The 25,986-nt window shown below is 57.1% G+C and carries 23 protein-coding genes, 1 tRNA gene and 1 riboswitch; of the genes, 14 read left to right on the top strand and 10 right to left on the bottom strand.

Annotation, left to right across the window (positions count from 1 at the left end):
• Nucleotides 1-13: 13 nt before the first annotated feature.
• Nucleotides 14-90, top strand: a tRNA-Met gene (locus ACIQT8_RS16480).
• A gap of 58 nt (nt 91-148) precedes the next feature.
• Here ACIQT8_RS16480 and ACIQT8_RS16475 read toward each other — a convergent pair.
• Nucleotides 149-1,381, bottom strand: a complete 1,233-nt coding sequence (locus tag ACIQT8_RS16475; protein ID WP_138794136.1) for an ROK family transcriptional regulator — start codon at nt 1,379-1,381, stop codon at nt 149-151.
• Between the two features lie 266 nt (nt 1,382-1,647).
• Between ACIQT8_RS16475 and ACIQT8_RS16470 the strand changes: the two genes are divergently transcribed.
• The 8 genes from ACIQT8_RS16470 to nrdF all read left to right on the top strand — a co-directional run bounded on the left by ACIQT8_RS16470 (nt 1,648) and on the right by nrdF (nt 9,695).
• A complete protein-coding gene (locus tag ACIQT8_RS16470; RefSeq protein ID WP_400967144.1) occupies nt 1,648-2,670 on the top strand; it encodes a sugar ABC transporter substrate-binding protein in 1,023 nt (340 codons plus the stop codon).
• Nucleotides 2,671-2,789: 119 nt separating this feature from the next.
• Nucleotides 2,790-3,872 carry an ABC transporter permease gene (locus tag ACIQT8_RS16465; protein ID WP_262523627.1) on the top strand — a complete coding sequence of 361 codons (1,083 nt, stop codon included), beginning with the start codon at nt 2,790-2,792 and terminating at the stop codon, nt 3,870-3,872.
• Nucleotides 3,872-4,654 (top strand): ATP-binding cassette domain-containing protein, encoded by a 783-nt coding sequence (locus ACIQT8_RS16460; protein ID WP_138794139.1) that lies wholly within the window; start codon nt 3,872-3,874, stop codon nt 4,652-4,654. The genes ACIQT8_RS16465 and ACIQT8_RS16460 overlap by 1 nt, the downstream gene beginning before the upstream one ends.
• The gene (locus ACIQT8_RS16455) at nt 4,651-5,280 is read left to right on the top strand and encodes a nucleoside triphosphate hydrolase (RefSeq protein WP_400967139.1); all 630 of its coding nucleotides are present in this window, start codon (nt 4,651-4,653) and stop codon (nt 5,278-5,280) included. Before ACIQT8_RS16460 ends, ACIQT8_RS16455 begins: the two co-directional genes overlap by 4 nt.
• Nucleotides 5,281-5,413: 133 nt before the next feature.
• Nucleotides 5,414-5,637, top strand: a riboswitch (cobalamin riboswitch).
• A gap of 249 nt (nt 5,638-5,886) precedes the next feature.
• The gene (gene nrdH / locus ACIQT8_RS16450; protein ID WP_138794141.1) at nt 5,887-6,108 is read left to right on the top strand and encodes a glutaredoxin-like protein NrdH; all 222 of its coding nucleotides are present in this window, start codon (nt 5,887-5,889) and stop codon (nt 6,106-6,108) included.
• Nucleotides 6,109-6,117: 9 nt separating this feature from the next.
• A complete protein-coding gene (gene nrdI / locus ACIQT8_RS16445) occupies nt 6,118-6,516 on the top strand; it encodes a class Ib ribonucleoside-diphosphate reductase assembly flavoprotein NrdI (RefSeq protein ID WP_400967136.1) in 399 nt (132 codons plus the stop codon).
• A complete protein-coding gene (gene nrdE / locus ACIQT8_RS16440) occupies nt 6,504-8,693 on the top strand; it encodes a class 1b ribonucleoside-diphosphate reductase subunit alpha (RefSeq protein WP_400967133.1) in 2,190 nt (729 codons plus the stop codon). The genes nrdI and nrdE overlap by 13 nt, the downstream gene beginning before the upstream one ends.
• 15 nt (nt 8,694-8,708) lie before the next feature.
• The gene (nrdF, locus tag ACIQT8_RS16435; protein ID WP_400967131.1) at nt 8,709-9,695 is read left to right on the top strand and encodes a class 1b ribonucleoside-diphosphate reductase subunit beta; all 987 of its coding nucleotides are present in this window, start codon (nt 8,709-8,711) and stop codon (nt 9,693-9,695) included.
• Nucleotides 9,696-9,784: 89 nt separating this feature from the next.
• Here the strand turns inward: nrdF and ACIQT8_RS16430 are convergent, their stop codons facing one another.
• Complete coding sequence (locus ACIQT8_RS16430; RefSeq protein WP_400967128.1) at nt 9,785-10,891, bottom strand: alpha/beta hydrolase; 1,107 nt, start codon at nt 10,889-10,891, stop codon at nt 9,785-9,787.
• 156 nt (nt 10,892-11,047) lie between these two features.
• On the opposite strand from ACIQT8_RS16430, the gene recF reads away from it, so the two are divergent.
• Genes recF through ACIQT8_RS16415 form a run of 3 tightly spaced genes read left to right on the top strand, consistent with a single transcriptional unit; the run spans nt 11,048 to nt 13,431 of the window.
• Nucleotides 11,048-12,175 (top strand): DNA replication/repair protein RecF, encoded by a 1,128-nt coding sequence (gene recF, locus ACIQT8_RS16425; RefSeq protein WP_400967125.1) that lies wholly within the window; start codon nt 11,048-11,050, stop codon nt 12,173-12,175.
• 15 nt (nt 12,176-12,190) lie between these two features.
• Entirely contained in the window at nt 12,191-12,958 is a 768-nt protein-coding gene (locus tag ACIQT8_RS16420; protein WP_400967123.1) for a molybdopterin-synthase adenylyltransferase MoeB, read from the top strand.
• Entirely contained in the window at nt 12,955-13,431 is a 477-nt protein-coding gene (locus tag ACIQT8_RS16415; protein ID WP_400967120.1) for a GNAT family N-acetyltransferase, read from the top strand. The genes ACIQT8_RS16420 and ACIQT8_RS16415 overlap by 4 nt, the downstream gene beginning before the upstream one ends.
• A gap of 5 nt (nt 13,432-13,436) precedes the next feature.
• On the opposite strand, the gene ACIQT8_RS16410 is transcribed toward ACIQT8_RS16415, so the two are convergent.
• The gene (locus tag ACIQT8_RS16410) at nt 13,437-14,441 is read right to left on the bottom strand and encodes a D-glycerate dehydrogenase (RefSeq protein ID WP_138794148.1); all 1,005 of its coding nucleotides are present in this window, start codon (nt 14,439-14,441) and stop codon (nt 13,437-13,439) included.
• Between the two features lie 173 nt (nt 14,442-14,614).
• Here ACIQT8_RS16410 and ACIQT8_RS16405 point away from each other — a divergent pair, with 173 nt between their 5' ends.
• Nucleotides 14,615-15,157 (top strand): SH3 domain-containing protein, encoded by a 543-nt coding sequence (locus ACIQT8_RS16405; RefSeq protein ID WP_138794149.1) that lies wholly within the window; start codon nt 14,615-14,617, stop codon nt 15,155-15,157.
• Here ACIQT8_RS16405 and ACIQT8_RS16400 read toward each other — a convergent pair.
• Nucleotides 15,150-16,142: an adenosine kinase gene (locus ACIQT8_RS16400; RefSeq protein ID WP_138794150.1), complete on the bottom strand. Its 993-nt coding sequence runs from the start codon at nt 16,140-16,142 to the stop codon at nt 15,150-15,152. The genes ACIQT8_RS16405 and ACIQT8_RS16400 overlap by 8 nt on opposite strands.
• Before the next feature lie 431 nt (nt 16,143-16,573).
• Here ACIQT8_RS16400 and ACIQT8_RS16395 point away from each other — a divergent pair, with 431 nt between their 5' ends.
• Complete coding sequence (locus ACIQT8_RS16395) at nt 16,574-17,518, top strand: AEC family transporter (protein WP_400967115.1); 945 nt, start codon at nt 16,574-16,576, stop codon at nt 17,516-17,518.
• Between the two features lie 84 nt (nt 17,519-17,602).
• Here ACIQT8_RS16395 and ACIQT8_RS16390 read toward each other — a convergent pair whose 3' ends face one another.
• The 6 genes from ACIQT8_RS16390 to infB all read right to left on the bottom strand — a co-directional run bounded on the left by ACIQT8_RS16390 (nt 17,603) and on the right by infB (nt 25,983).
• The gene (locus ACIQT8_RS16390) at nt 17,603-18,622 is read right to left on the bottom strand and encodes a class I SAM-dependent methyltransferase (protein WP_138794152.1); all 1,020 of its coding nucleotides are present in this window, start codon (nt 18,620-18,622) and stop codon (nt 17,603-17,605) included.
• Between the two features lie 76 nt (nt 18,623-18,698).
• Complete coding sequence (gene pnp, locus ACIQT8_RS16385) at nt 18,699-20,846, bottom strand: polyribonucleotide nucleotidyltransferase (RefSeq protein ID WP_138794153.1); 2,148 nt, start codon at nt 20,844-20,846, stop codon at nt 18,699-18,701.
• 306 nt (nt 20,847-21,152) lie between these two features.
• Entirely contained in the window at nt 21,153-21,422 is a 270-nt protein-coding gene (gene rpsO / locus ACIQT8_RS16380) for a 30S ribosomal protein S15 (RefSeq protein ID WP_027674538.1), read from the bottom strand.
• 165 nt (nt 21,423-21,587) lie between these two features.
• Entirely contained in the window at nt 21,588-22,535 is a 948-nt protein-coding gene (truB, locus tag ACIQT8_RS16375; protein ID WP_138794154.1) for a tRNA pseudouridine(55) synthase TruB, read from the bottom strand.
• A gap of 9 nt (nt 22,536-22,544) precedes the next feature.
• Nucleotides 22,545-22,955 (bottom strand): 30S ribosome-binding factor RbfA, encoded by a 411-nt coding sequence (gene rbfA / locus ACIQT8_RS16370; RefSeq protein ID WP_138794155.1) that lies wholly within the window; start codon nt 22,953-22,955, stop codon nt 22,545-22,547.
• 274 nt (nt 22,956-23,229) lie between these two features.
• Nucleotides 23,230-25,983, bottom strand: coding sequence for a translation initiation factor IF-2 (infB, locus tag ACIQT8_RS16365; RefSeq protein WP_400967109.1), 2,754 nt, complete (start codon nt 25,981-25,983; stop codon nt 23,230-23,232).
• Nucleotides 25,984-25,986 lie beyond the last annotated feature (3 nt).

The following is a 25,986-nucleotide window of genomic DNA, read 5'->3' as shown; positions in this document are numbered from 1 at the left end:
AAAGTCATGGTGCCGCGGGGTGGAGCAGCCCGGTAGCTCGTCAGGCTCATAACCTGAAGGCCGCAGGTTCAAATCCTGCCCCCGCAACCAATATCATCCCAAAAAATCCCAAATCAGAATCTGAAAAGTAAACCACAGCATCCCAAGATCACCCGCCGGGGTCCTTGAACAAGACGTTCTGGTCTATCAAATATCGCGAAAATAACGGCAAACTCGCACCACCAACCGCACGAGCCTGGCTGCCAACCTCTCCCTCGATGATCTCAGGGATCATAACGCCCTGAAGATCGTGCAGACCAAGCGCAAGCTGCGTGGCAACCACGATCCTTTTGCGCACCCAGTCCGGAAAACCGCCATCGATGATGACGGAAGAGAAGTCGATAATAGATGCGGCGGCAATCACGGCCTGCGCCAATGCAGCGGCCGTATTCCTGATCCATTGCTCCAGCGGCTCACCAAAATCGATCCATTCATCAGGTGAAAACCACAGCGGTCGCGGATCGATGCCCTCTTCACGCAACATGTTTTCCAGAACGAAGATCGAGGCGATTTTCAGAAGTTGAACTGGTTTGCCGTCCTGTCCTTGCACCGGTAGCGGGCCGATTGCACCAGCAGTCCCGGTCCGCCCGGAAAACAGCGCGGAATTGAGGACGACCCCGCCGCCGATAAACGAGCCTATGAAGATATAGAGGAAATCGGGGCAATTCTGACCTGCTCCAAAAACCAGTTCCGCGCCACAGGCGCTTGTCGCGTCATTCTGGAGGAACACCGGGTAGCTTATGCTCTCAGCGATATCAGCACGAATATCGACGCTGCGCCAACGTTCCATTTCTATTTGAGGCGCGCCCACTTCCTGCGCCCAATTCCAGAGCTCAAAAGGAGCCGCAATGCCCACACCGGCGATTTTCTCGCGCTCTGCGTCGGTCAGTTTTGATTCGATTTCGGCGATGCCTTCGATCACGAAAGGCATGATCCATTCCGGCATCGGGTAAGGATAGGTTCTGTGGAGCTTGAGCTTGATGCGACCAACAAAGTCCATCAGCACCAGATCAACACTGCGGCGGCCGATTTTGACACCGAAGGAAAACACTGCATCCGGATTGAGTCGCATGGGGGTGGACGGCTGTCCCACTTTTCCTCGAAGCCTTTCGCCGCGCACAAGAAGTCCGTCTTTTTCGAGAGACCGCATGATGACCGAGACGGTCTGCGCGGAAAGCCCGCAAAGCCTTGAAATCTCGGCTTTAGAAAGGCTTCCATGCCTGCGGACGAGCGACATCACGAGCCGCTCATTATAGGCACGAACGCCTATCTGATTGGCCCCTCCGCTCGAATCCGTAACGCTGCCCGGAGTTGACAACGCCGGGTCAACAGACTGTCTCATTCACACTTCCTCCCTCCAGCAGAGTTTACGATACACAACACCTGCCGGCCTCCTGGCAAGCCATACATCGCGATGTTTTTGAGTATTGCGACTTTCCTGCTTGCACGGATTTAGAATGCCACACCGAATTAATAATTCAATCGGATTTATTTATTGACAGAGTTTGCCTTTGATGGTTCCATTTGTTTCAGCGATTGTCAGTCTCGGAGGAGACGGGATCGTCGGGCTGCCGCAAAGGCGCCCACTTGTTCATTTGGGAGGATTAAATGAAGACCACTGTTTCCGCTCTTTTGGGCGCGCTTGCGCTTGGCGTTTCTTTTGCCTCGGTCGCTTCTGCCGCCGACACGTCGGTGTGCCTCATCACCAAAACGGATACCAACCCCTTCTTCGTTAAGATGAAAGAAGGTGCTACGGCCAAGGCCAAAGAGCTTGGCGTGACCCTGAAGTCCTACGCCGGCAAGATCGATGGCGATTCCGAAAGCCAGGTCGCCGCGATCGAAACCTGCATCGCGGACGGCGCAAAGGGTATTTTGATCACCGCTTCCGATACCAAGGGTATTGTTCCGGCTGTCCAGAAGGCGCGCGATGCCGGCCTGCTGGTGATCGCCCTCGATACACCTCTTGAACCAATTGATGCTGCCGATTCGACCTTTGCAACTGACAACCTTCTGGCTGGCGAATTGATCGGCAAATGGGCCGCCGGTACGCTCGGCGACAAGGCAAAGGATGCGAAGATCGCTTTCTTGAATCTCACCCCCTCTCAGCCCACAGTGGACGTCCTGCGAAACCAGGGCTTCATGAAGGGCTTTGGCATCGACGTGAAGGACATCAACAAGATTGGCGATGAAGACGATCCGCGTATCGTTGGCCATGACGTTACCAACGGCAATGAAGAGGGTGGACGAGCAGCAATGGAAAACATGCTGCAGAAAGATCCGACCCTGAACGTTGTCCACACGATCAATGAACCTGCGGCCGCCGGCGCTTATGAAGCTTTGAAGGCAGTCGGTCGTGAAAAGGATGTGTTGATCGTTTCGGTTGACGGCGGCTGCCCGGGCGTCAAGAACGTCGCCGAAGGTGTGATCGGAGCCACGTCACAGCAATATCCGTTGATGATGGCAGCCCTTGGCGTCGAAGCCGTGAAGAAGTTCGCTGACACGGGTGAAAAGCCAAAGCCCACGGAAGGCAAGGATTTCTTCGATACCGGCGTGACGCTGGTGACCGACAAGCCCGTCAAAGGTCTTGATTCGATCGACACGAAGGACGGCCTGGGCAAGTGCTGGGGTTGATACCCGGATACTGAAATCTGCGAGGGGGCCTCTCGCCCCCTTGTTCAGTCATGAACCCGCCGCATCATGTTCGGGCGAGCGGGACACAAAACAGACGAGCGTGATCGGGAGGAACATTCATGAGCGATCAGCCGGCGCGTGCTCAGCCGCACAATGAATTCGAAAAGGTGCTTTCAGGGAGCTCGACGCAAGTTGCGGCTTTCGATACGCACGACAAAACTCCTCTGGAGAAGCTTCAGCACTTTCTGCATTCCAGTCCGGCGGCCGTGCCGCTGATCGTGCTGGTGATCTCGTTGATTGTCTTCGGAGCAATCCTCGGCGGAAAGTTCTTCTCTGCCTTTTCGCTGACCCTCATTCTTCAGCAGGTCGCCATCGTCGGTATCGTCGGCGCTGCGCAATCTCTGGTGATCCTGACCGCCGGTATCGATCTCTCGGTCGGCGCGATCATGGTCTTGTCTTCCGTCGTCATGGGACAATTTGCGTTCCGCTACGGTCTGCCAGCGGAACTCGCCATCCTGTGCGGATTTGCTGTCGGTGCGCTCTGCGGCTTCATCAACGGTCTTCTCGTCTCGAGAATGCGCCTGCCACCCTTTATCGTCACTCTCGGCATGTGGCAGATCGTTCTTGCCGGCAATTTCCTTTACTCGGCCAACGAGACGATCCGGGCACAGGATATCGCGCAACAGGCACCCATTCTGCAGTTCTTCGGTCAGAACGTTCGCTTCGGTAATGCGGTGTTCACCTATGGCGTTATTGCCATGGTCCTGCTGGTCGCACTCCTCTGGTACGTGCTCAACCACACCGCTTGGGGGCGCCATCTCTACGCCGTTGGCGATGATCCGGATGCTGCTGAGCTTGCCGGTGTCAACGTCAAGCGCATGCTGACAACAGTTTACACTCTCTCAGGCCTCATCTGTGCTTTCGCCGGTTGGGCGCTGATTGGCCGCATCGGCTCCGTTTCTCCGACTGCTGGCCAGTTTGCGAATATTGAATCCATCACAGCGGTGGTGATCGGTGGCCTCTCCTTGTTTGGTGGTCGTGGATCCATCCTTGGAATGCTCTTCGGCGCCTTGATTGTCGGTGTCTTCTCGCTCGGCTTGCGTCTCATTGGCACCGATCCCCAATGGACCTATCTGTTGATCGGCGTCCTCATCATCCTGGCTGTCGCAATCGACCAGTGGATCAGAAAGGTAGCAGGCTGATGACAAAAGAACCGATACTCACGGCACGCAGCCTCGTTAAGCGTTATGGCCGCGTCACCGCCCTGGATCAGGCTGATTTTGATCTCTATCCGGGTGAAATCCTCGCGGTCATCGGCGATAACGGTGCAGGAAAGTCATCGCTGATCAAGGCTATTTCCGGTGCAATCACGCCGGATGAGGGGGAAATCCAGCTCGAAGGTCAGACTGTGCAGTTCCGCTCGCCCATCGAGGCGCGCAAGGCTGGCATCGAAACGGTCTATCAAAACCTTGCATTGTCCCCCGCACTTTCCATAGCCGACAATATGTTCCTCGGGCGCGAGATCCGTAAGTCAGGCATTCGTGGAAGCTTGTTTCGCGCGCTGGATCGCCCGGCCATGGAAAAATTCGCGCGTGACAAGCTGTCCGAACTTGGTTTGATGACGATCCAGAATATCAATCAGGCGGTTGAAACGCTGTCTGGTGGTCAGCGGCAGGGGGTTGCGGTGGCGCGCGCAGCCGCTTTTGGTTCGAAGGTTGTCATTCTCGATGAGCCGACGGCCGCCCTCGGCGTCAAGGAAAGTCGCAGAGTGCTGGAACTGATACTCGATGTCCGTTCCAGAGGGCTTCCGATCGTGCTCATTTCACATAATATGCCGCATGTTTTCGAGGTGGCTGATCGCATTCATATTCATCGCCTCGGCCGACGCCTGTGCGTCATCAATCCGAAGGAGTATTCGATGTCTGATGCCGTCGCCTTCATGACTGGCGCCAAAGAGCCGCCGCGGGAAACCCTGGCTGCATGACATTGAAACTTGAAACGATCGTTGAAGAGGTCCTTCAACGGGCCGGAGACAAACCCCGATTTATCGTTGCTATTGCCGGTCCCCCTGGGGCCGGCAAATCGACATTGGCTGAGGCCTTGTGCAGCGCTCTGATCGCGAAAGGCGAGATGGCTGCCGTGTTGCCGATGGACGGCTTCCATATGGACAATGGTATCCTGGAAGAGCGCAGCCTTCTTGCAAGAAAAGGTGCGCCGGAGACCTTTGATGTCCGTGGCTTCCTGGATATTGTTTCCGCCGTTCGCAAAAACGACGAGGAAGTTCTCGTCCCCGTTTTCGATCGCTCCAGGGAAATAGCCATCGCGTCCGCGCGCGCCATCTCACCGGAAACCCGTTTCATTTTGGCGGAAGGTAATTACCTGCTTCTCAATGAAGAGCCATGGACACGGCTGACGGACAGTTTTGATATGAGCGTTTTCGTCGGTCCGTCCGTGGCGGTGCTCGAAGAGCGCCTTCGCAACAGATGGATCGGTTACGGTTTGAACGAAAGCCAGATCGCAGCCAAGCTGTTTGAAAACGATCTTCCGAATGGAAGACGGGTGATCGGATCTTCACGCCCTGCAGATATCCACATCGATATCTGGGAGTGACTGTACTCCCATAAGGGTGGAACAGCCTGAAATATAGCCGTTATAAGAATTTGCTAACCATAGGGTGAATCTTTTTGATCCACCATGGCGGGGATTTGCACGTCTATCCGTTGACGGAAAAGATTCATGATATACTATATGTGGTGTTCAAGGTTCTCTCGATTCGCAAGGATTGGGAGCTAAGACGGGAATTCGGTGCGAGACGCCATGACGGCGAAACAATCCCGAGGCTGCCCCCGCAACTGTAAGCGGTGAGCGTCGTTCCATATTGTGCCACTGGGGTTTACGCTCTGGGAAGGTTGGAGCTGATGTTTAGACCCGCAAGCCAGGAGACCTGCCTTGAGCGTGTACGTCCACGGGCGGGGTGTCCGGAAGGAGGGTGTTGGCGCAAATGACTTGCGCACGCCGTTTTCCTGTATCCCGCAGAGATCAACTTCGGGGTGAAGTCATGCCATCGTATTTTTATAGTTTCCTGCGCTCGTCGGCGTAGGTTTTGGTTCGTCGCGGCATAGCCGCTCCAATTCATCAATGAACCCACCCGCCTGATGGTAATGAGCCGTCGGGACCGTTCGGCTGCGCGTATGAGCAGCTTTGAAAGAGGACACCATGACCGTCACCGTTTACAGCAAACCCGCCTGCGTTCAGTGCACAGCAACCTATCGCGCGCTTGATCGCATCGGAGTCAGCTACGAAATCATCGATATTTCGGAGGATGCGGATGCCCTCGATCACGTCAGGGGGCTGGGTTACATGCAGGTTCCGGTCGTCATTGCCGGCGAGCGCCATTGGGCCGGTTTTCGCCCCGATATGATCAGCGCAATTTCCTGAGAGAGGTCGATGGGACTGATCGTCTATTATTCCAGCCGATCCGAAAACACCCATCGCTTCGTTCAGAAACTGGGTGGCCAGGCGCTCAGGCTACCTATCGGAACCGATGACGAAACCCTGCTCGTGTCGGAACCCTATGTCCTCGTCACCCCCACCTATGGGGGAGGCGGGACCAAAGGGGCTGTTCCGAAACCCGTAATCCGGTTTCTGAACGAGCCAGCCAATCGAAACCTCATTCGCGGCGTCATTGCTGCGGGAAACACGAATTTTGGCGCGGCATTCGCCTCGGCTGGAGAGATCGTCTCGCGCAAATGCGCGGTTCCCTTTCTCTACCGCTTCGAGCTTCTCGGGACCGAGGAGGATGTCGCCAACGTCACTCATGGATTGGAACGATTTTGGACACGCTGACTTCTGACGTCCTTCGGGACAAGAGCACAAAACAGCCAGTTTCCGTTACCGCGAAACCGCTGGATACAGCGCTTGATTATCACGCGCTGAATGCCATGCTCAATCTCTACGACGAGAACGGCAAGATCCAGCTCGACAAGGATCGGCAGGCTGCGAAACAGTACTTTTTGCAGCACGTCAATCAGAACACCGTCTTCTTCCATAACCTCAGGGAGAAGCTCGATTATCTCGTGACGGAAGGCTATTACGAGCAGGAGGTGCTCGATCAGTATTCGTTCAACTTCGTCTGCGATCTTTTCGACCACGCCTATGCCAGGAAGTTCCGTTTCCCGACCTTCCTTGGCGCCTTCAAATATTACACCTCCTACACACTGAAGACGTTCGACGGCAAACGTTACCTCGAGCGTTATGAGGACCGCATTTGCATGGTTGCGCTGGCGCTGGCCCGTGGCAACGAGTCGCTGGCTCGCGATATGGTCGATGAGATCATTTCGGGCCGCTTCCAGCCTGCGACCCCAACCTTTCTGAATGCCGGCAAAAAACAGCGTGGCGAACTTGTCTCCTGCTTCCTGTTGCGCATCGAGGACAATATGGAGTCCATCGCGCGCGGCATCAATTCAGCGCTGCAATTGTCGAAACGCGGCGGCGGCGTGGCTTTGTCACTTACCAACCTTCGCGAGGCAGGCGCCCCGATCAAGCAGATCGAGAACCAGTCTTCAGGCGTTATTCCCGTCATGAAGCTTCTGGAGGATTCATTCTCTTATGCGAACCAGCTTGGCGCGCGGCAGGGAGCGGGGGCCGTCTATCTGAACGCCCACCACCCCGATATCATGCGGTTCCTCGATACAAAACGCGAAAACGCCGACGAGAAGATCCGTATCAAGACCCTCTCACTTGGCGTGGTCATACCTGACATCACATTCGAACTCGCCAAGAACAACGAAGATATGTACCTCTTTTCGCCTTATGACATCGAGCGTGTCTATGGTGTGCCGTTTACCGAAATCTCGGTCACGGAAAAATACTGTGAGATGGTAGCTGACAGTCGCATCAAGAAAAAGAAGATCAAGGCGCGCGACTTCTTCCAGGTGATTGCCGAAATCCAGTTCGAAAGCGGCTACCCCTACATCATGTTCGAAGACACGGTGAACAAGGCGAATCCGATTGCCGGGCGCATCACCATGAGCAACTTGTGCTCGGAGATTTTGCAGGTCAGTGACGCGAGCACCTACAATGCCGATTTGACGTATGATCATCTGGGCAAGGATATTTCGTGCAATCTCGGTTCGTTGAATATTGCCGCTGCTATGGATTCGGGTGATTTCGGCAAGACTATAGAGACATCGATCCGGGCGCTGACCGCCGTCTCTGACATGAGCAACATCACATCCGTCCCTTCTATTGCGAAGGGCAATGCCGACAGCCATGCGATCGGCCTCGGACAGATGAACCTTCATGGCTATCTTGCCCGCGAACGGATTTATTACGGTTCGGAAGAGGGCATCGATTTCACCAACATGTACTTCTACACGGTCACGTATCACGCCATTCGTGCTTCGAACCGGTTGGCAGTGGAGCGCGGCCAGAGCTTCAAGGGGTTTGAACACTCAAAATATGCGTCCGGCGACTATTTCGACAAATACACGCAAACGGAATGGAAGCCGGCGACCGAGAAAGTGGCAGGTCTGTTCGAAAAGACTGGCATTGCTATTCCGACGCAGGAGGATTGGCTGGCGCTGAAGCAGGCGGTGATGAGTTCGGGCCTCTATAACCAGAACCTTCAGGCAGTACCGCCTACCGGCTCCATTTCCTATATCAACCACTCGACCTCTTCTATTCACCCGATCGTCTCAAAGATCGAGATTCGCAAAGAGGGCAAGATTGGCCGTGTTTATTACCCGGCTGCCTATCTCTCAGATGACAATCTCGACTATTATCAGGATGCCTATGAGATCGGACCTGAAAAGATCATCGACACCTATGCTGCAGCAACGCAGCATGTCGATCAGGGGTTGTCGCTGACTCTGTTTTTTCGCGATACGGCGACCACCCGCGACATTAACCGGGCGCAGATCTATGCCTGGAAAAAGGGCATCAAGACAATCTACTACATCCGCCTTCGCCAAATGGCGCTGACCGGCACGGAAGTGCAGGGTTGCGTCTCCTGCACCCTGTGATTTCCGGTGACGAACATGAATATCCAAATCAAGACCAACGCAAAGGCTGCTTCCCGTTTGCGTGCCATAAACTGGAACCGCATTGAGGACGACAAGGACCTTGAGGTCTGGAACCGTCTGACGTCAAATTTCTGGCTGCCGGAAAAGGTGCCGCTGTCCAACGATATTCCCTCATGGGGAACGTTGCGACCGGAAGAGCAAAAGCTGACGATCCGTGTCTTCACCGGTCTCACTCTGCTCGATACCATTCAGAACGGTGTTGGCGCCGTTCGGCTGATGGAGGATGCGGTCACGCAACACGAGGAAGCGGTGCTTTCCAACATTTCATTTATGGAGGCCGTCCATGCCCGTTCCTATTCCTCGATCTTTTCGACGCTTTGCCTGACACCCGACGTTGACGATGCTTACCGCTGGTCTGAGGAAAATGAGTTCCTGCAGCGCAAGTCGGCACTTATCATGCGGGAGTACGACAGCGGCAACCCGTTGAAAAAGAAGGTCGCGAGCGTCTTTCTCGAGAGCTTCCTGTTCTACTCCGGTTTCTACCTGCCAATGTTCTGGTCAAGCCGTGCCAAACTCACCAACACAGCCGATCTCATCCGCCTCATCATCCGCGATGAGGCTGTTCATGGCTACTACATCGGCTACAAATTCCAGCGCGCGGTGGAAAGGCTGAGTGAGGCTGAGCGGCAGGAGATCAAGGATTTTGCTTTCGACCTGCTTCTGGAACTCTACGACAACGAAACGAAGTACACGGAAGACCTTTATGATGGCGTCGGCTTATCGGAGGATGTGAAGAAGTTCCTTCACTACAATGCCAATAAGGCCTTGATGAATCTGGGTTACGAAGCCCTGTTTCCTGCCGAGGCGTGCAAGGTCAATCCGGCGATCCTCTCGGCGCTTTCACCCAACGCCGATGAAAACCACGACTTCTTCTCCGGTTCTGGGTCGTCTTACGTTATCGGAAAGGCCGTCGCGACGGAGGACGAAGACTGGGATTTCTGAAAAATCCAGCCGAACTTATGCTACGGATTCGCGAAAACCGCTGTCCCGTTACCCGACTGAATATCGAGTTGCTGCAAGAAGAGCCCGCATCATTGCGGGTTTACGACCTTGCTCGCTAAATGGAACGGGCTGGAGATTGTCGCACCAATGGCATCGAAAACGAAAGCGCCCGCCCGTCCGATTTCGGAGCCATTTTGCTGCCTGTTGGCCTCCAATTGCGGGAGTAGGGCCGCCAGCGCCGCGTAGCGGTCGTGATTAAGCGGATCAGATGCTTCCAGATTGGAGATATCGACAAACTGCACACCCTCTTCGAGTGCAGCTTCCTGAACCTGCGGGTCTTCGACATCCAAGGCGCCGATACGCGTAACGTCGGCGCCGAGTATGGAGGATGCCTTGAGTGCCCGGTCGTCCTTGGAGACCAATACGGTCAGGGGTGGATTGAGGCGCCCGACAACCTGGACCTGTTTGCGAAACACGTCTGCGTCGATATCCGGAGCCGCCAGAACGACCTGAAGTTTGGCAATGACATCGTTCCGTCCTTCGAAACGCAACTGGCGCAAGGCCTCCATCACCAGCCAACCGCCCATGCTGTGACCGAACACGACGATCTTTCCTTTGGGTGACTGGCGAGCGAGGTCCGTCATAAGTCCTGCCAGCGCATCGCGGGAATAGGTTGCCGATTCCTTGTCGGCGACATAGCCTGTAACATTTGCCTGCGATGGCCAGGAAAATACCAGCGGTACGCCATTGATATCAGCATCGGCAGCCATTTGCGCTGCACGGAACAAGGCTTCCTGATAGCTGTAATTGTAGCCGTGCACGAAAAGACCGATCTGTTTTCCTGACTTGGCGATCTGTCCCATATCAGTATTGAATTCCTGCTCCTTGAGCATGCTGGCGCGGGTCACGACGAAATCCGTTTTGGGATTTGGCTTGCCCCTTGCCCACTCGATTTTTCCCTTTTTGTGGGTGGGCGGAACGGAAATATCAAAGCGGGCATAGTTCGGTGCCGTTGCGCGACCTGTACCGAAGCCTTTACCCGCTTCGTTTTGATCGCGTGTGCTTGCCACGTAAGCGGTCAGGGTTTTCGCACCGTTTGCTTTCGTATCGATCGCCTGCAGGACATCCGCCCCCGGTCGTCCCGCGCAGGAGGAAAGGAGGCTGAGAGCGAGAATAAGCGAGACAACAAGGCGCATGAACAAGGTAACCGGTCAGATTGAACTGGCCATAAATAAACATCCGCTTGAAAAGTTGCCAGCGCAGAATAATTTCCTTTTGTTTCGCCACCCTTCAGCCAACGAGAAGTGCCCTCCGATCTTGCTATCGCGCGAGGTTCGTTTTAGGCCGTAACCATGACGAACAAGGTCTCTCTGACACGACTGAAACTGACTGACTTCCGCAATTATGCGGCGGCATCACTTAGCCTCGACGAGCGTCACGTGGTGCTGACGGGCGACAATGGTTCAGGCAAGACCAACCTGTTGGAAGCCGTGTCGTTTCTCTCGCCCGGTCGCGGACTGCGTCGTGCAGTCTTGTCGGATGTTACGCGAGTTGGCGCGGAAGTATCCGGATTTTCGATCTTCGCTGACGTCGAGGGGATGGATGGCGAGGTTGCGATTGGTACCGGTGTCGAAGGGGATGGTGACGTCGTTTCTCGGCGTTTGAGGCTCAACGGTACGGCTGTACGATCGGTCGATGAGTTGACGGATCATCTGCGTGTCCTTTGGCTGACACCGGCCATGGACGGTCTCTTTACGGGATCATCTTCGGATCGTCGTCGCTTTCTCGATCGCCTCGTTCTGTCGCTCGATCCGGCCCACGGCCGTCGTGCGAGCGATTTCGACAAGGCCATGCGTGGCCGCAATCGCCTGCTGTCCGAAGGGCGCTTCGATCCTGTCTGGCTGGACGGCATTGAAAAGCAGATGGCCGAGCTTGGCATGTCCATGGCGATTGCGCGTCACGAGATGCTGGGGCTTTTGAAGAACCTGATCGACACCCGCAAGGGCGACGCCGCGTTTCCGTCTGCGGCGTTGGCGCTGTCCGGTTTTATGGACAACGCGTTTCACCGACCGGCGGTCGATCTGGAAGATGAGTATGCGTCGATGTTGCGTGACGGTCGCTATCGCGACGCTGCCGCAGGCCGCACGCTTGATGGGCCACACCGGGTCGACCTTTTCGTGCGTCACGCGGAAAAGGACATGGAAGCAGAACGTTGTTCGACGGGAGAACAAAAAGCTTTGCTTGTCGGACTGGTATTGGCGCACGCACAGTTGACGGCAAACATGACCGGTTACGCGCCGGTGCTGTTGCTGGATGAAATTGCTGCTCATCTGGACGAGGGTCGACGTGCGGCTCTGTTCGACCTCATCCACGCTCTTGGCGGTCAAAGTTTCATGACGGGCACGGATACCGGCATGTTCTCTGCACTCGGTGAGCGGGCGCAATTCTTCAACGTTTCGCATGGAAGCATTACTGGCTGAGGATAGGAGCGCGAGATGGAGCCTTTGAGTCCCGAGGAAATCGAACGCTACAAGCGCCATATCCTCTTGCCGGAAATCGGTGGCGTTGGGCAGCAGCGCCTGAAGGCGGCCCGCGTACTGGTTATCGGAGCAGGGGGGCTCGGCGCGCCCGTTCTGCTTTATCTTGCTGCCGCAGGCGTTGGAACGCTCGGCCTGATCGATGACGACGTCGTTTCGTTGTCCAACCTCCAGCGGCAGGTGATCCATGACAGCGGCACGATTGGGGAACTGAAAACGGAGAGTGCGCGCAATACCATTGCCCGGCTTAATCCGCATGTCCGCATCCTTGCCTATGAGGACCGTTTCTCCGCTGTCTGGGCAGACACACACCTCAAGGGTTTTGATCTCATTATTGATGGCTCGGACAATTTCGATACGCGGTATGCCGCTGCCGACGCTGCCGAAAGCGCAAGGCGACCGTTGGTGACAGGGGCCGTTGGCCGTTTCGACGGATCGGTCACGGTACTGAAACCCTACGAGACCGGGCCCGATGGGCGTTTACTGCCAGGGTACCGAGACCTCTTCCCGGCTCCACCACCGCAAGGCCTCATTCCGAATTGCGCTGAAACAGGCATCGTTGGTGCCCTGACCGGTGTTATCGGGACGATCATGGCCATGGAGGCGGTGAAGGCGATAACGGGCGCTGGTGAACCCCTGATCGGTCGTCTGTTGCTGTATGACGCACTTGCTGCCCGTTTTGAAACTGTCCGTTACAAGCGTCGACGCGAAGGGACTACGGCATGATCGAGATTGTCGGGATCGATCAAGAATTTGGACGTGAGCCTGAATTGCTGGCGCTCATCATGGCTTCCTTTGCCTATATGGATGGGGTTATCGATCCGCCATCCTCCGCCCATCGTCTGACACTCCAAAACCTTGCCGAAAAAGTCAAAAACGAAATCGCGTTTGCAGCATTGGAAAATGGCGAAATCCTGGGCTGCATCTTTTGCAAGCCTGAACCGCTTGGCAGTCTTTATGTCGGCAAACTGGCTGTATCGCCGAAATCACAGGGCAAGGGTGTCGGTTACCGGCTGATGTCGAGGGCGGAGACCTTGGCGCGCGAATTGGCGCTCCCGGCATTGCGTCTGGAGACGCGCATTGAGCTTGTCGGCAATCACGCCCGGTTCTCATCCTGTGGCTTCGTCAAAACAGCCGAAAATGCCCATCCCGGCTTTGATCGAATGACCTCGATTGAAATGACCAAGCGACTCGACTGATGCGATCAGTTGCGGCCCGGCAGAACGCGGTTCGGTGGACGGTGACCATCGAACAGGGTGCGAATGTTGATGATGACCTTCTCCCCCATGTCAATGCGGCCTTCGATGGTTGCCGAGCCCATATGCGGTAACAGCACCACCTTGCCCTCCTTGGCGAGCTTGATGAGCTTGGGATTGACGGCAGGCTCATTCGAATAGACGTCCAGGCCAGCGCCGGCGATCTTGCCGTCTCGCAGGCATTGGATCATCGCGGCTTCATCGATGATATCACCACGGGCTGTGTTGACGATGTAGCTCGTCGGCTGCATCAGCGCCAACCGTCGTGCCGAGATCAGGTGGTAGGTCGCCGGCGTTGCAGGGCAATTGATGGAAACGATATCGACGCGGGCCAGCATCTGGTCAAGACTGTCCCAATAGGTGGCTTCGAGTTCCGCTTCAGTGGCCGGATTGACGCGTTTGCGATTGTGGTAGTGGATGGAGAGCCCGAAGGCTTTTGCGCGTCGGGCAACCGCTGTGCCGATCCGCCCCATGCCGACAATGCCGATCCGTTTGCCGGAAATGCGTCGTCCAAGCATCCAGGTCGGCGACCAGCCCATCCACTCGTCAGCGCCGTTGGCGAGAACGCGCGTGCCTTCGATCATGCGGCGCGGCACAGCCAGCACCAGCGCCATGGTGATGTCGGCCGTGTCTTCGGTGAGCACATTGGGCGTATTCGTGACGGTGATGCCCTTGCGCGCTGCCGCATCCACGTCCACGTGGTCAATACCATTGGAAAAGCTGGCAATCAGCTTCAATTGTGGCCCGGCCTGTTCGATCATTGCAGCGGTAATACGATCGGTAACCGTTGGCACCAGAACGTCCACCCGTTGCATGGCGGCGACGAGTTCCTGTTCGCTACGCAGCGTGTCATCGATGTTCAATTCGGCGTCGAAAAGCTCTCGCATTCTGGTTTCGACCACATCCGGCAGTTTGCGGGTGAGATAGACGGTTGGTCTCTTCTTGTGAGTCATCGTTAGCCGCTGCCTTGTTCAGAAGTCATTAACCAGAAAGAGCGATAATTTCTCTCACTCAGGGCGTTTCTACCAGACCCACCGGCGAAGACAAACAAAACTCGTGCGGGCGCGAGGCGCTGGAAACGCGTGTCCTGGATATCCTGTGGTTTACGGAAGGCAAGGAAGCGGAAATGGGCATGCGTCGCGTAACTTCTATGGTCTGCATTGCATTATCGCTGGCTTTTCTCGCGGCAACGCCAGCACAGGTCAGCGCTCAAAGTGCTGCAAAGGGCGCAAGCGGTCTGCCGCTGCCGCGTTTCGTCAGCTTGAAGTCGAAGCGCGTCAACATGCGAATCGGCCCCAGCACCGACTACGCGGTCTCCTGGATGTACATGAAGTCCGGCATGCCGGTGGAGATCATTCAGGAGTATGAAAACTGGCGTCGTATCCGCGATGCTGACGGCACGGAAGGTTGGGTCAACCAGGCATTACTTTCCGGCGAGCGGACAGCCGTTGCAGCCCCGTGGATGCGGGGCAAGGGCAAGGACGTATATGTCAACATGCGCCGCGATCCGCAATCGGGCGCGGCCGTTGTTGCAAAGCTCGAGCCTGGCGTTCAGGTCATCATCAAGGAATGCAACGGTGACTGGTGCCGGGCCGAAGCCGGCCAGGCAAATGGTTGGTTATCACAGGGCGAAATCTGGGGGGCCTATCCGGGCGAAGCCTTCAAATAAGCCCGTGTTTGCTGCCCAGAGCTTTCAATGACGACATCGGCCGCGGTCCGACCTGCTGAATAACGGCGGCGGCGGCAAGGCAGCCGAGTTTGCCGCAATCCTCAAGCGAGCGGTCCTGCGTGTAGCCGAACAGGAAGCCTGCTGCAAAGAGGTCTCCGGCTCCGGTCGTGTCGACAACATCGTGAACGGGGAAGGCATCGACTTTTACCCGTTCGTTGCCGCGCAGGATGACCGCGCCATCTTCACTCATCGTCACCGCAGCAATCTTGCAGTCGGCAGCGATCTTCGAAAGTGCCAGCTCGAAGTCGTCGGTTTCATAAAGCGACAGAGCTTCCTGCTTGTTGGCGAATACGATATCCACCGTGCCGGATCGCATCAGATCGAGAAACTCGTCGCGATAGCGCCCAACACAGAAACTGTCCGAGAGCGTCATGGAAACTTCGCGGCCGTTTTCATGGGCGATACGGGCGCAGTCGCGAATGGCGTCCTTGGCGCGCGGTGGGTCCCAGAGGTAACCCTCGAAGTAGGTCACCTTGGAGTCGGCGACGACGTTGGCTTCAACGTCTTCAGGGCCGAGGTCCACACAGGCGCCAAGATAGGTGTTCATCGAGCGCTCGCCGTCTTCGGTGACAAAGATCATCGAGCGCGCCGTTGGCGGGAAGGTGCCTTCCGGTTTGGTTTCGAAATAGACGCCCTGCGCACGAATATCATGCTGGAAGATTTCACCGAGCTGGTCATTGGCGACCTTGCCGAAATAGGCAGCCTTGCCGCCGAAATTCGCAATGCCGGCCGCCGTATTGCCGGCGCTGCCGCCAGAGGCCTCAAGGGCCGGGCCCATCAGGGAGTAAAGCAATTCGGCCCGCTCGGCATCGATCAGGTTCATCGCGCCTTTGGTAATGCCATTGTCGTTGAGAAAGCGATCATCGCAGCGGGAAATGATGTCGACGATAGCATTGCCGACCGTCAGTACGTCGAATTTCGTCATAGGCCCTTTTCCGGTTCGCACGGGTCCGTGCTGGTGTCCGGAATTTGGTCTTAAACATTTCTCGCGGCAAGAAAAGCCCAAAGCGGGAGCGGGGAGGAATATGCGCCGTGATATTGTCCATTCGGGCGTCATTTGGCTGTAACATGGGCGCGCTATATCGGTGTCAGAGCAAAGGGCGCATATGTGTTCCGAAAGGAAGGCATGAGGTCTTCCAGCTCAACCGTTGTTTTCACCACGGATGTACTGGTGGAACATAACGGTCCGAAAAAAGGCGGGGGTGACCCCGCTTTTTCTTTTTGTGCTTTTGCGACACGATGTCGAATGCTGGTCCGGGCCGCAAGATTCCGTTCGACGGACATGTAAGCATTGTCCGCACCGTGAAGATGGGGTAAGCGGGATATCTTCCCAAGGCCGCGAAAGTCTCCCTCCTCATGTCCGCTGTTGCCGCAAACGTTGCCCCTATTTTCATTCTGATCCTGATTGGCTGGTTGACTGTCAAAGCAGGACTGTTCAGAGCGGATGCCGGCGAGATTTTAAGCGACTTCGTGTTCAAGATTGCGGTTCCGACCCTGATCTTCCGGACGCTGGCGGAGGCCAATTTCCACGGGGCGTCGCCATTTCGCCTTTGGATCACCTATTTTGCCGGTGTCGCCGTTACATGGACACTCGGCCACATCGTGACCCGCTACGTCTTCAAGCAGGATGTACGCATTGCAGTCATTGCCGGCATTTCCTCGGCTTTTGCCAACAACATCTTTATCGGTCTGCCTCTAGTCGGTCGTTCGGTTGGCGATGAAGGTTTGGTCGCTTTGTCGATCCTGCTTGCCATTCATCTGCCCGTGATGATGATCGCAGGCACGATTCTGATGGAAAATGCCACGCATAAGGCCGTTGGTGGTGAAAAGCGGAGCATGGGCGCGGTCTTCAAGCAGGTTGGGCGCAATCTTGTCACCAACCCGCTGGTGATCGGCCTTTGCATCGGCCTTGCAACAAATGTCTCGGGACTGCCCATACCGTCCGTCATGAAGACGGTTATCGATCAGGTCGCCTCAATGGCTGGCCCGGCAGCACTGATTTCGCTTGGCATGGCACTGACGAAATACACTGTCCGTGGCAATCTGCGGATCGCATTCACGATGACAGTGTTCAAGCTGTTATTGTTGCCCGCCTGCGTCTGGCTGATGGGGCGCGCACTTGGCCTCAGCCATGAATGGACCGCGGCACTTGTTCTGACCTCTTCGGTGCCGACGGGCGTGAATGCCTGGCTGATCGCCAACCGTTTCGGCATAGGCCACAGCGTCGCGGCCTCCACGATCAGCATATCGACCGCGACGGGCGTTCTGTCCGTGTCGCTTTGGGCCTGGCTGCTGAGCTAGGGAATTTCTGTAAAAATTGGAAAGCAAAACAGAGAACGTCCAATCTTAACGAGACGGACGTGCTCTGGGTTTAAGTTGCGCTGATTATTTCTGCGCGCTCAAGATCTTGAAGCGGGCGTTGCGGCACACTTCCTGGCTGTTGCGGAATTCTGCAGCCAGAATCGGCTCGTAGGGCATCCCGCGGTTGGCGACCATCAGAAGCTTGCCGCCACTGCGCAACGCAGCCGCTGCCGCCTTGATAAAGGCCTGGCCAAGTGCTGGTTCGGCTGCCTGACCGGCTGCATGGAACGGCGGGTTCATGATGATGAGGTCGTATTTTTCCTTCGGCGGCTCGGCGGCGAGATCCTGCCAGAAGAAACGGGCGGTGAGACGCGGATTGTTTTCCAGGAGATTGTTCTTGGCGAATTCGAGGGCATTCCAGTCTGCTTCGAAGAGATCGATGCGCGCCGTGCGTGGCGATTTCTCGGCCAGCATGATCGACAGGTAACCCCAGCCGGCGCCAAAATCTGCGGCATTGCCGTCAAAGTCCGTTGGCAGGCGCGAGACGAGAAGTTCCGAACCATCATCGACACGGTCGTGCGAGAACATGCCAGGCATCGCCGTGAAGCGGCCCTCGACGGTGACTGCGCCATGCTTCAGTTTGCCAACCAGAGCTGAAACATCGTCCGGTCTTTTGAACCACAGCGCAACACCGTGGTACTTCGGTGTCGATTCTGCCTCGACACCAAGCTTTGCCAACGTTTTGCGAAGCGTGACGATACCGTCTTCCTTGGAGCCGGCAGCAACGATGATGCCTCCAGTCTTGACCCGGTTCAGCGCCTCGGCCACCCGGTTTTCGTTTTCGCCGCGGTGCTTGCCGCACAGGATGAGTGCAGCATCATAGGTGCCCTCGGGAATATCCGGCGTTACCTCGGCGCTGTGCGCCTGCAGGGTCCGGTAAAGCGGGCGCAGGTTCTGAACCGCAACGATGTCGGCATCGAAACCGGCTGGCCGGGCCGTACCGGCTTCCGCACCGAGAAACAGCACGCGTTCGCCGGATTTCGGCATTTCAAGCATGTCGGCGGCAAAAGGATGAAACAGGGTTTTGACGGCGTCGCGGCTCATCGGAGTTCCTCAAGCGGTAAATAGAAAAAAGGCGCGGGAAATTCCCGCGCCTCGATGTGGGACAGGCGGCGCAGCCTTACTCGGCAGCAGCTTCGCCTTCTTCCTTCTTCTTTTCGACAACGATTTCCTTGCCGGTTGCCTGATCGACAACCTTCATGGAGAGGCGAACCTTGCCGCGCTCGTCGAAGCCCATCAGCTTGACCCAAACCTTGTCGCCTTCCTTGACGACGTCGGAGGTCTTTGCAACGCGCTCGGAAGCGAGCTGCGAGATGTGCACGAGGCCGTCACGGGCGCCGAAGAAGTTGACGAAAGCGCCGAAGTCAGCGGTCTTGACGACCGTGCCTTCGTAGATCTGGCCGACTTCCGGCTCAGCAACGATGGAGTGAATCCACTTGCGGGCCGCTTCGATTTCCTTGCCCGAAGACGAGGCGATCTTGACGGTGCCGTCGTCTTCGATGTTGATCTTGGCGCCGGTCTTTTCAACGATTTCGCGGATGACCTTGCCGCCTGAACCGATGACTTCGCGGATCTTGTCGACCGGAATGTTCATCACTTCGATGCGCGGTGCGAATTCGCCGAGCTGGCTGCGGCTCTCGGTGATGGCGTTGGCCATTTCGCCGAGGATGTGCTTGCGGCCGCCCTGAGCCTGCTCAAGAGCGATCTTCATGATCTCTTCGGTGATACCAGCGATCTTGATGTCCATCTGGAGCGAGGTGATACCATCGGCGGTACCGGCAACCTTGAAGTCCATGTCGCCGAGGTGATCTTCATCACCAAGGATATCGGAGAGAACGGCGAAGCGTTCACCTTCGAGGATCAGACCCATGGCGATACCTGCAACCGGCTTGGCAAGCGGAACGCCTGCGTCCATCAGTGCGAGCGAGGTGCCGCAAACCGTTGCCATCGAGGACGAGCCGTTGGACTCGGTGATTTCCGATACGACGCGCAGCGTGTAGGGGAACTGTTCCGCAGTCGGCAGCATCGGGCGGATAGCGCGCCATGCGAGCTTGCCGTGGCCGATTTCGCGACGGCCCGGGGAGCCCATGCGACCAGTTTCACCGACCGAGTAGGGCGGGAAGTTGTAGTGCAGCAGAAAGCGTTCCTTGTACATGCCAGTCAGGCTGTCGATGTATTGCTCGTCTTCACCGGTGCCGAGCGTGGCAACGACGACCGCCTGGGTTTCACCACGGGTGAAAAGCGCAGAACCGTGGGTACGTGGCAGAAGGCCGACTTCCGAAACGATCGGACGAACGGTCGACAGGTCGCGGCCATCGATACGGCTCTTGGTGTCGAGGATGTTCCAGCGAACGATCTTGGCCTGAAGATGCTTGAAGACGGCGCCGATTTCTTCTGCCGTGTACTTGGCTTCGCCTTCTTCCGGAAGGAAGTGAGCCTTGACCTTCGCCTTGACGGCGTCGACAGCGGCGTAACGGGCAGCCTTTTCGGTGATCTTGTAAGCGTCGCGCAGTTCAGCTTCGGCCAGACCGAGCATCTCGTTTTCGAGAGCGGAGAAGTCTTCCGGTTCGAATTCGCGCGGTTCCTTGGCGGCAACTTCAGCGAGCTTGATGATCGCGTCGATGACCGGCTGGAAACCACGGTGACCGAACATGACGGCGCCGAGCATGATGTCTTCGTTCAGTTCCTTGGCTTCTGATTCAACCATCAGAACGGCGTCGGACGTACCGGCAACAACCAGATCGAGGGTGGATTCGTCCATCTCGTCGAGGTGCGGGTTCAGAACATATTCGCCGTTGATGTAGCCGACGCGTGCGCCGCCGATCGGGCCCATGAAGGGGATGCCGGAGAGCGTAAGCGCTGCCGAGGTGGCAACCATCGACAGGATATCGGGATCGTTTTCCAGATCGTGCTGGATAACGGTAACAACGACCTGCGTGTCGTTCTTGTAGCCTTCAGGGAAAAGCGGGCGGATCGGACGGTCGATCAGGCGAGAAACCAGCGTTTCGTTTTCGCTCGGACGGCCTTCGCGCTTGAAGTAGCCGCCAGGGATCTTGCCAGCTGCGTAGGTCTTTTCCTGATAGTTGACGGTCAGCGGAAAGAAGTCCTGGCCAGGCTTCGGAGCCTTGGCGGAAACCACGGTCGCGAGAACCATCGTCTCGCCGTAGGTTGCGATGACCGCGCCGTCAGCCTGACGGGCGATCTTGCCGGTCTCCAGCTTCAGCGGGCGGCCTGCCCATTCAATTTCCACGGAGTGTTGATTGAACATATCTTGTCCTTAATCTTGGTTGCCCTTCGGCAAGATGCCGAAACCGGGCAGCTCTGAGACACAATCACGGGCAAGACAGCGGGAGGCTTTTTGCCGGTGGCCATAACAGCGCGGCATGCCATCTCTGGCCAAAGCATCCGGCAATCCTGCCCCATGACAGGTCGTCGGTTACAAGGCGGCACCGGCCCATCCGGGCCACCTTAGGTTCGGGACGCTTTTTCAGCGAAGTCCCGGAAAACAAGAAATCCGGAATGATCCGGATAGAAAAACCGGCGGGTATCGTAACGAAAACCCGCCGGAAGAGTTTTAGCGGCGAATGCCGAGGGCGCCAATCAGCTTGGTGTAGCGGGCGTCGTCCTTCTTCTTCAGATAGTCGAGAAGCGAACGGCGGCTCGAAACCAGCGTCAGAAGGCCACGACGGGAGTGGTTGTCCTTCTTGTGGCCCTTGAAGTGTTCCGTCAGGTTGTTGATCCGCTCGGTCAGGATGGCAACCTGAACTTCCGGCGAACCGGTGTCGCCTTCCTTCGTTGCGTATTCCTTGATGAGGGCGGCTTTGCGCTCTGCAGTAATCGACATCGGACGATCCTTTCTATTTTAAGGAAAAACGGGACGCCTAAAGCCGGGATGTCGTCCAGCTCTGGCCATTCAGTAGCGCGGGCAAGCGCCCAAGCTGGCGCTGCCTATAAACCATTATGGGTATAATTGAAAGAGGCGATTGACAGCCGCCCCTTTGCGGGCGTCTCAGCCAAAAACGCGTTTCGGGCGGAACTCGCCCTGGGCGATCTCGCCAATGGCGACCAGCTTGCCATGCGCGGTGGCATAGGCTTCCGGATGATCGGCTGGTGCATCACGGCCACGCAGCAGAATGGGATTGCCCATTTTCAACCGGTGGGCCTGATCGTCGTTGATGATCAGGCGGGGCAGGGAGGAAAGCGCTTCGGCCGTATCGATGAGATAGGCATCAAGGGCTTCGAGACGTGCATCGCGATCCTCGAGTGCTTCCAGCTCAACAAGCTTCTCAAGCGGAACCATCATGTCTTCGCCGAATGGCGCAACCATGGTGCGACGCAGCTCGGAAATATGGCCGAAACAGCCGAGATCGCGGCCCATGTCGCGCGCCAGTGCCCGAACATAGGTGCCCTTGCCACATTCGACTTCGAAATGGGCGGTATCGGCATCCGGGCAGGCGAGCAACGTCAGGCGATGGATCTGGACTTCGCGGGCAGGAATTTCCACGGTCTCGCCCTCGCGCGCGAGATCATAGGCACGCTCGCCGGCAATCTTGATGGCCGAGAACTGCGGTGGCGTCTGCATGATGGTGCCGGTGTAGTTCGGCAGAATATCGCGGATTGCCTGTTCGTTCGGGCGTATATCGGACGTTTCAACGGCTTCGCCCTCAAGGTCATCCGTTGTCCGCTCTTCACCCCAGGTAACGGTGAATTCGTATATCTTGCGGCCGTCCATGACGTAAGGGACAGTCTTGGTGGCGTCGCCAAGGGCGATCGGCAGCATGCCTGACGCCAACGGGTCGAGCGTACCGGCGTGGCCGGCCTTTTGGGCATTGAACAGCCACTTGATCTTGGAGACGGCTTCCGTCGAACCGAAATCAAGCGGCTTGTCGAGAATAAGCCAGCCGGAAACCGGGCGGCCCTTTGGTTTACGGGACTGCTGTTTACGTGGTTTGGACATGCTTCAGTTCTATTCTTCGTCTTTGTCTGCAGACGTGCCGAGATCGCGGCTGACTTCTGGCGAGCGCAGAAGTGCATCGATCTTCTGATAATTATCGAAACTCGTATCGTCGCGGAAACGCAGTTCCGGCATGTATTTCATCTGCCGAAGCTGTGGACCAAGGCGGCCGCGAATGAACTTGGCATGACGATTGAGTGCATCGATGGTGCCGGTGTGATCGGCAACGCCAAGTGGCGTTACGTAAGCCGTCGCGATCTTCAAATCGGGCGACATGCGCACTTCCGAGATCGAAATGACGGTCTTTTCAATAAGATCGTCGCGAACTTCGCCGCGTTGCAGGATTTGCGTCACGGCCGCGCGAACCTGTTCGCCGACGCGCAGCATACGCTGCGAAGGAGCCGATGATGTTGCTTTTGCCATTTCTTTTGCCCCTGCACATCGCCCCTCAATCTTTTCTGTCGAGGAGGGCGTGTGCAAATCTAGCGCATAGGTCCGAAAATCGAAATCGATTTTCGATGCGAACGATGCGCAGTTTCAAAGTGTTAGAGCGTCCTGACTGCGTCTGAAACGATCAGCGGTGCTCTGGTGTTACGGCGACCTTTGCACGCTTCGAGTGATTGAGGGCGCTATAAAGAATCGAGCGCCGGCTTGCCGGCGCCCAATTGCGATTTTCATGTACGTTTCAACCGGACGCTTAGAGCGTTCTGGTGATGTGCTCGACGCGGAAGCACTCGATGATATCGCCTGCGCGGATATCTTCGTAGTTCTCGAACGCCATACCGCATTCCTGACCGACCGGCACTTCTGCCACTTCGTCCTTGAAGCGCTTGAGCGTCTTGAGCTTGCCTTCGTGAATGACGACGTTGTCGCGAATGAGACGAACGCCTGCACCACGTTCCACCTTGCCTTCGGTAACGCGGCAACCCGCGACCTTGCCGACCTTGGTGATGTTGAACACTTCCAGGATTTCCGCGTTGCCGAGGAAGGTCTCGCGACGCTCCGGCGACAGCAGGCCGGACATCGCTGCCTTCACGTCATCCACCAGATCGTAGATGATGTTGTAGTAGCGGATCTCGATGCCGGCGCGTTCGGAAGCCGTACGTGCCTGTGCGTTGGCGCGAACGTTGAAGCCGATGATCGCGGCGTTGGATGCCTCGGCAAGCGAGATATCCGATTCAGTGATGGCGCCAGCGCCAGAGTGAACGATACGAGCGCGGACTTCGTCGGTGCCGAGCTTGTCGAGCGAAGCGATGATGGCTTCGACCGAACCCTGCACGTCTGCCTTGATGACCAGCGGGAATTCCTTCATTCCCGAAGTCTGCAACTGGCTCATCATCTGTTCCAGCGAACCGCGCTGACCGGTCTGGCGGGCAACGGCCTTGTCACGTGCCAGACGCTGACGGTACTCGGAAATCTCGCGAGCACGGCTTTCGTTTTCGACAACCGCAAAACGGTCACCTGCAGAGGGCGTACCGGAAAGACCGAGAACCTCGACAGGCATGGCCGGACCGGCTTCCTTGACGTGTTCGCCCTTGTCGTTGACGAGCGCGCGAACGCGGCCCCACTGGTCGCCAGCCACGATGATCTGGCCAGGCTTCAGGGTACCCTTCTGCACGAGAACGGTGGCCACGGCACCACGGCCGCGGTCGAGTTCCGCTTCGATGACGGTACCTTCTGCAGTACGGTTCGGATCTGCCTTTAGGTCGAGAATTTCGGCCTGCAGCAGGATCGCTTCAAGCAGTTTGTCGAGACCAAGCTGCTTCTTGGCGGACACTTCCACATCAAGCACTTCACCGCCCATGGATTCCACGAACACTTCGTGCTGCAGAAGCTGCTGGCGAACCTTTTCAGGGTTTGCCTCGTGCTTGTCGATCTTGTTGATCGCCACGATGATCGGCACGTTGGCCGCCTTGGCGTGATTGATCGATTCAATCGTCTGCGGCATCACGCTATCGTCAGCGGCAACCACCAGGATGGCGATATCCGTCGCCTGCGCACCACGAGCACGCATCGCCGTAAAGGCGGCGTGGCCGGGGGTGTCGATGAAGGTGATCTTCTGACCGTTCTTCTCGACCTGATAAGCACCGATATGCTGGGTAATGCCACCGGCTTCGCCAGCAACCACATTTGCCTGACGGATGGCGTCGAGCAGCGATGTCTTGCCGTGGTCGACGTGACCCATGATCGTTACGACCGGCGGACGGGAAACCATCTCGCCTTCATCGTCAACCTTGTTGAAGAGACCTTCTTCAACGTCGGATTCGGAAACGCGCTTGACCGTGTGGCCGAACTCGACTGCGATCAGTTCAGCCAGATCGGCGTCGATCACGTCGCCGGGCTTCATCATCTGACCTTCCTTCATCAGGAACTTGATGACGTCGACGGCACGTTCGGCCATACGCTGCGACAGTTCCTGAATGGTGATGGTCTCAGGCAGGATGACTTCGCGCATGACCTTTTCGCGGGTTTCCTGCATCTGGCTGCGACGGAATTTTTCCTGACGACGGCGCATGGAGGCCATCGAGCGGCCACGCGGTGTGCCGTCTTCTTCCAGATTGGCGGCGGTTACGGTCAGCTTGCCGCGACGGCGCTCTTCTTCCGTCTTGAGGCGGGCAGCAGGCTTGGCAGGCGCCGGAGCGACAACCTTGCCACGAACCGGCATGCCGGTGGTGCGGCGTGCACCGCGATCATCATCCTCATCCGAAGTGCGGCGTCCGCGCTGTGCTGCGGCGTCACCGGCAGGAGCCGGACGTGCGGGCGTTGCGGCCGGGCGTGCCGAAGGCTGCGGGCGGGCATCAGCACGCGGTGCAGGCGTTGCGGCCTGAGCGGGCTTTTCTTCGACAGGAGTAGGCTGATTTTGAGCAACCGGCTGGCTTGCCGCTGCCTTCGCGGCAGCAGCTTCCTCGGCGGCGCGACGTGCTGCCTCTTCCTTCTCCGCTGCAATGCGGCGTTCTTCTTCTACCTTGCGGCGCGCTTCGTCTTCTGCACGCTGCTTGGCTTCCTGAACGTCGCGAGCCTGGGCTTCCATCAAAGCGCGGCGACGCGCTTCCATCTCGCCTGCGGAAAGGTCGTGCAGGACATTGCCGCGCGGCCGTTCAGGCTGACGCTGCTGAGGAGCGGAGGAGCCGGGGCGCTGCTGCGACTGGGAAGAACCCGGACGCTGCTGCTGACCAGATGGCTGATGAACGCGTGGCTGGGGAGCCTGCGGGCGCGGTGCGGCTGCGGCCACGGGAGCTGCTGGCTTGGGCGCCTGAACCGGGGCGTGCGTGCCCTGCTTCTCGTCTTCGGGACGCATGGGGCGGCGTTTACGTGTTTCCACGACAACCGCGTTGGTGCGACCTCGACCCATATCCTGACGAACCGTACCCTGATTCATCCCGCCCGGTTTCAGGGTAAGAGTCTTCTTGGCTGGTGCGTTGAGTGTCTTGTCGTCGTTGTTGTCGGTCATTCC

This window comes from Agrobacterium sp. NPDC090273, from assembly GCF_044772305.1.
Taxonomy (GTDB): Bacteria; Pseudomonadota; Alphaproteobacteria; order Rhizobiales; family Rhizobiaceae; genus Agrobacterium.
Note: the sequence above shows the minus strand (reverse complement) of the source record. Positions and strands in the feature narration are given on the sequence as shown.